This is a genomic window from Pedobacter sp. 01T416_2, assembly GCF_056398925.1.
This window is the reverse complement of the sequence record NZ_JBFTQI010000505.1, coordinates 1-4,422: the sequence shown is the minus strand read 5'-3', so window position 1 is coordinate 4,422 and position 4,422 is coordinate 1. Positions and strand designations below refer to the sequence as shown.

The window sequence follows — 4,422 nt, the reverse complement described above, 5'->3', positions numbered from 1 at the left end:
GGGCACTACCACAGCTGCCACCGGAACGCCATCTACTTTTGAAATAGGACAAGGGATTAAGGAAGCCCTGCAAATTGGTGTTTCTGCAGGTGCCGACAGGCTTTCGCTTAAAGATGGTTTTTTAGGCAATCTGGCCGTTAAAATTTTGATGCCTCCTGAAGCACAAAAGGTTGAAAGAACATTACGTGGCATAGGCTTGAACAAACTTTGCGATAATGTGATTGTAAGCCTAAACCGTGCCGCAGAAGATGCTGCTACCGAAGCAAAGCCTATTTTTATCTCAGCCATTAAACAAATGACATTAACCGATGCGACTAATATCCTATTGGGTAATAAAGACGCAGCTACCGAATACTTTAAAAGGGTAACTACTTCCCAGCTGATGCAAAAATTTAGCCCAATTGTAACTACAAGTTTAAATAAGGTAAATGCCACCAAATATTATAGCGACTTAACTACACAATACAATCGCCTGCCTTTGGTTAAGCCTGTAAATACGAATTTAACCGAATACGTTACACAAAAAGCGATAGATGGTTTATTTGTTGAAGTTGCGAAGGAAGAACTCAAAATCAGGGGAAACTTAAGCTCAAGAAGTACAACCCTGTTGCAAAAAGTATTTGGTTACGCCGATAAGAAAAAGATTTAATCTGTTTAATTGTGGTTCGTGAGGACACGAACCACGGCGGAAAGAAATCAAATGCCTTGGTCTGTGTCCTCACAGATGGAATTAGATTTAAGTGTAGGTATTGATTGTGGTTAGTGGAGACAGGAATCAGAGCGAAGGATAAAATCGACTAACACAAAGTTTGTATTAAGTAAAATATAGCTTCTGCTTCCCTTCAAAAACCGCAGACACAAAAACTATTTGTAAAATTGTACATGACGACAATCAGCACCACATTAGTTTCTATTTTAATTCCCTGCGTTGCATTAATTACTTCCTGCAAAAGCAATAAATCCGAGGCAGAAAATGCGAAAGCCGTTTTAGATACTGTTTCTTTAAGCAGTAAAAATTTCGCGTTAGCCTATCAGGACGGAGATAAAATTGTAGCCACGAGTATCGATACCATGAAACAGATTTCGTTCGGCGGTGCTACCGATCCGGCTATTTCTCCTGATGGAAATAAACTGGCATATACTCTGAGCGATTCGGCCGGGAACAGATCCATTTGGATTGCTGATATGGAAAACAAGAGCCAGGGTAAATTGCAGGTAAATAGTAATAATTATTATCAGGCCATGTGGTCGCCTGATGGAGCTGCGATCGCTTTCAATATTTTTAACAGTAAAAACTTATGGAAGATAGGTGTTATAAAAACCGATAATTCTGGATATGTGATGCTCGATAGTGCATCTAAAATAAATGTTTATGCACCAACCTGGAAAAATGAAAAGGAAATCGTCGGACAGGATCTTACCAAACTTTACACCTTTGATCGTACCGGAAAGTTAATCGATACTAAATTGATAGCCGATTTGATTGGGAAAGAATTTTCCATTGCGAGTAGCAACCGTTTTTTTTATACAAAAGACGGGAAAAAACTGATTTTTAATGCAGGAAATGCCGATAGTTTAGACGGATTAACGGCACCGAGTGAAGCAGTTTATATTTTAGATCTGGCCAGTAAAAAAGTACAACGGATTTCGCCAAAAGGTATAAATGTTCCTTATGTTTTTCTTACGGCCGATGATCGGATTTTTTATAGCGGAGCTGAAAAACCTTTTACACAAAGCAAAATATATGTTTCTGATTTAGAGGGGAATATTAAAACGGTAGTGGATAAAGGAAATAACCCAACGGGTGCATTGAAATAATCTGTTTATTATGCCAAATAAAACAAGAATCGTTATTGTAGGAATTGGTGGGGTGGGTGGATATTTCGGGGGCTTACTGTCTAAGAAATATAGCAACGGAAATGATGTAGAAGTTGTTTTTGTTGCCCGTGGCGAACATTTAAATGAGATCCAAAATAAGGGTTTAACAGTAATAAAAGGGAACGAAAATTTTGTAACTAAGCCATATCTGGCTACCGATGATTATAATAAAATTGGCGTGGCCGATTTTATTATAATCTGCACTAAAAGCTATGATTTAAAACAAACCATCGAAAAGTTAAAGCCCTTAATCAACCATAGCACGATATTATTGCCACTTTTAAATGGCGTTAGCGCAAGTGATGAAATTTTAGAAATCCTGCCTCATGCAAATGTTTTAAAAGGCTGTGCATTTATCGTTTCCAAAATTAAATCGCCTGGTATAATCGAAAATTCAGGCAACATTCAAAAGCTATCTTTTGGTATGGATGGGCCAATAGGCGAAGCGGTTTTACATCTGAAAGATTTAATGTTTGATGCGGGAATCGATGTAACGGTTTCGGATAAAATCTCTACCGCCATCTGGGAAAAATTTATATTTATTTCTCCTACGGCTACCGCTACATCTTATTTCGATAGCTCCATTGGAAAGGTATTAGAAGAAAATCTTGAAACTGTTCTGAAATTAATTGAAGAAGTGAAAAACCTTGCCCTGGCTAAAGGGGTAATAATTAGTGATGACATTTCGGGCAAAACATTAAATACGATGAAATCGATGCCCTACGAGGTTACCTCGTCCATGCACCGCGATTATCTCAATCAAAAACCACAAACAGAAGTTGAGTCGTTAACAGGCTACATTGTACGGGAAGCCGAAAAACTTGGCATTGCTGCACCAACTTATCAAAAACTGTACGAAGGATTACTGAAAAAAGGATCACTATAAGTCGCTAAAAATCAGGGTGTTTTGACTGAAAAAAATCGATCTTCCGAAAAAAGTAAAGAAAATTTAAAGTAATATTGGGTTTCATCCGTTTACTGGGTTATTAAGCAAAATTTAGTGCCAACAAACGAACCTCAAAATATCATTTCAACGGTTGCCAATTATGGTAAGCGCTTATTCAGTTTCATCCGTGGAAGGGTGAATACGGATGAGGATGCGGAAGATATTTTACAGGATGTTTGGTTTCAACTCAGCAATCAACCAGAGGCTGGCGCCATTGAGCAGATTAGTGGCTGGTTATATCGGGTGGCAAGAAATAAGATCACAGATAAATACCGTAAACAAAAAGAAGAATCGTTAGAAGATTTCACTTTCGAAGGTGAAGATGGYGAAATCAATTTTAAAGAAATTTTACTTGCCGAGTCTTACTCACCAGAAGAAGAAAGTTTAAAAAAACTATTTTGGGATCAACTGTTTTTGGCATTGGGAGAACTGCCGGAGAATCAGCGTTACGTGTTTGTTCAGAACGAATTGGAAGAACGTACTTTTCAGGAACTGGCAGATGAAAGCGGAGAGAATATCAAAACATTAATATCAAGAAAGGGTTATGCTGTAAAACACCTGCGTAACCGTTTACAAAATTTATATCAGGAATTTATTAACTATTAAATTTGCAGACATGATGAATAGAAATTTTAATCGGCGCAAGAAATTTATTTTCTTTTTACCCGTAGCGGTGCTTATTGCAGCGGTATTGGGTTATGTGGTTATGTTTTTATGGAATTGGATTTTACCTGAGGTGGCACATGCAGGCAAACTTAATTATTGGCAAGCGCTCGGTTTACTTGTGCTGTGTAGGTTGCTTTTTGGAAACTTTAATAAAGGTGGTCATGGAGGACATAATGGCTTCCGTGAGCGGGCAAGGAGCATGCGTGCCAAATGGGAGACGATGAACGATGAGGAAAGAGCAAAATTCAAAGAAGAATATAAACGGAGATGTGGCGGATGGGGCCACCATCGCAATAAGGAATAATTTAGAAGCCTCGATTAAAATTGGGGCTTTTTTGTTTTACTGTGGTTCTGAATGAAGTGAAGAATCTCTTGAGATTCGTCATCTCGACCGTAGTGGAGAGATCTTCAAACTGTATTAAAAGATTTCTCCATTCCGTTTCACGTCATTCGATAGCTATCGGATCGAAAATGACGTCCGATACTTATAATATATCATCGGTAAGGGCCGTGAGTAATCTCAAAGCGATTTAACTAGCCCTTGAAAGATCCTTCGACTCCGCTCAGGATGACATAACGAAAGGATCAACGAGTAACTGTAGATTCTATTAATTGCTCGCTCACAGACCAACAGTTTAATTCATTTAAAAAGATCCTTCATTGCATTCAGGATGACAAAATTCTTTAGTAAATAAAAAAATCAAAATAATTTAAAGTAAAAATAAAGTTGCTCCGTCTTCCTATATAAATAACAAAAACAAAGATGTGTTAGTCAATTTGTTTAGGATGAATTGGTTACCGTAAAAAAAAAATATAGAGAATGAAAAAGATATTAAAAACCATAGGATTCGGAATTGTACTTGGTACAGTCGCTTTCTTCATACCATTTGTGTTCAAATTTATATTGGCCATCATGCTGATCGGTTTAATGT

5 protein-coding genes are annotated in these 4,422 nt (G+C 37.6%); all 5 read left to right on the top strand.

Going from position 1 to position 4,422, the window contains the following annotated elements:
• Positions 1 to 649 (top strand): DUF4197 domain-containing protein (locus tag AC1DPQ_RS19075; protein WP_477610545.1); only part of this gene is annotated, 649 nt, incomplete at its 5' end.
• 233 nt (positions 650 to 882) lie between these two features.
• Positions 883 to 1,818: a hypothetical protein gene (locus tag AC1DPQ_RS19070; protein ID WP_477610544.1), complete on the top strand. Its 936-nt coding sequence runs from the start codon at positions 883 to 885 to the stop codon at positions 1,816 to 1,818.
• Positions 1,819 to 1,828: 10 nt separating this feature from the next.
• The gene (locus tag AC1DPQ_RS19065) at positions 1,829 to 2,764 is read left to right on the top strand and encodes a ketopantoate reductase family protein (protein ID WP_477580796.1); all 936 of its coding nucleotides are present in this window, start codon (positions 1,829 to 1,831) and stop codon (positions 2,762 to 2,764) included.
• A gap of 114 nt (positions 2,765 to 2,878) precedes the next feature.
• Positions 2,879 to 3,430 (top strand): RNA polymerase sigma factor, encoded by a 552-nt coding sequence (locus tag AC1DPQ_RS19060; protein ID WP_477580798.1) that lies wholly within the window; start codon positions 2,879 to 2,881, stop codon positions 3,428 to 3,430.
• 10 nt (positions 3,431 to 3,440) lie between these two features.
• A complete protein-coding gene (locus tag AC1DPQ_RS19055) occupies positions 3,441 to 3,794 on the top strand; it encodes a hypothetical protein (RefSeq protein ID WP_029274238.1) in 354 nt (117 codons plus the stop codon).
• Positions 3,795 to 4,422: the final 628 nt, after the last annotated feature.